The sequence below is a fragment of the Shewanella sp. SR44-4 genome (genome assembly GCF_014163715.1).
Classification (GTDB): Bacteria; Pseudomonadota; Gammaproteobacteria; order Enterobacterales; family Shewanellaceae; genus Shewanella.
Window position 1 is genome coordinate 1 of record NZ_JACJDU010000110.1, and the last position, 1,430, is coordinate 1,430.

The following is a 1,430-nucleotide window of genomic DNA, read 5'->3' on the forward strand; positions in this document are numbered from 1 at the left end:
TGACCTGTTTTTTTCAAAAGAGTGATTAAAGCATCGGTAATGATTTGCTGCCAGCGTTGAGAGAATGATGCATTATGACGTTGATCATATTTTAGTACCGTATGCTTATGGTTAAGCGTTTTAAGAGCTCTATTCATCGCGCTATAGCTCTTATATGATGCAACGGTATTGACATAACCAGGTGTGGCTTTTTCCATAGAATGCGCACCAATCGAGAAAAAAGATCCACTGTTCATTGCTGTTTGGTACTCACCGACAGTATGACTAAAGGGCCATACCGGAACTGCTGGTACAGGGTCCGCACCATGCGTAACACGATAATGCTCGATATTAGTAGATGCTTGGTGAACAAATCTCTCAGTAACAACCCTTGGCGCACCAAAGGTATATAACTTGGTGTCAATCCCTTTCTCACTTGCCCAAAGCGCTGTTAATTGCGCAATAGCCCCACCCAAACTATGACCCACAACATGTAAACAATGAGGTTTATGCAGTGCTACATAATCATTAAATTCAGACTGCATACTGCTAAAAGCTTTTTCAAATCCTGAGTGTACTTCAAGACTTTTAGGCCCAACTGTTATAGCAATATTGCCATTAGTTAACCAGTCAGCAAATGACGTAAAAACAGTGCCACGAACACTAATAATATGATGCTGTTTAAATTGTGGCGAGATCCCTTGTGCCGTTAATGCAAAGCCAGTACTGCGATTCAATAGTTGGTTAACTAAGCCACCACTAACGCCTTGGATCTGACTATTAGTTATTTTAAAATTTTTAATAAAATCAAGATGAAAGTCACTCTGAAAACTTTTATTTTTCCTAGTATCATATACTCTTGAGGCTATACTAGCTGCTGTGCTAGGTGAAATTGTGTTACTCATAATTCGACTTCCTTGCCGGTAAAACGATCCGTTAGTTTATTAAAATCACCATCTTCAACAATATATTCCTTGTCACCATCATAAACTAATACGGGAGTATAATCCTCACCCCAGCGGCAGATGCTTGAAGCCATATGATCAAGATGTTCGTTATTGGTATTGTTAAATTGAAAACTCACACGCTTATCGGTCAATTCACAATTCATAAAAGATAGCTTTTTAGAAAACTCTGGCACTTCCTCAATACCAATATGGTTAGCAGACCATATTGCTAGCAGCTCATTATCGTAAACTACAGTAATCTGTTGTGACACTCTGTCTTCAGAGAAAAGTCTATTAGGAATAGATGAACGAATGCTTTTTTGAGGAAAATGGAAATGACCCTTACTATCGGTAATAGCCACATCAAGATGATCTTTTTCATCAATATACATTAATGAACGCGTCACCTCTAAATTAGCCACTGGATTACCATTTTTGGTAATAACACCATTAACTTCTGAGCTTAAAAAGACTTCCTTTTTTTTAAACCAACCAAACATATCA

At 38.0% G+C, this 1,430-nt stretch carries 2 protein-coding genes; both read right to left on the reverse strand.

Translation table 11 applies throughout. From position 1 onward, the window contains the following. Nucleotides 1–884, reverse strand: an 884-nt coding sequence (locus H5125_RS21585; RefSeq protein ID WP_182745478.1) for a lipase family protein, incomplete at its 3' end; no start/stop codon positions are given. After that, nucleotides 881–1,430, reverse strand: a 550-nt coding sequence (locus H5125_RS21590; RefSeq protein WP_182745479.1) for a DUF6795 domain-containing protein, incomplete at its 5' end; no start/stop codon positions are given. The genes H5125_RS21585 and H5125_RS21590, both read right to left, overlap by 4 nt.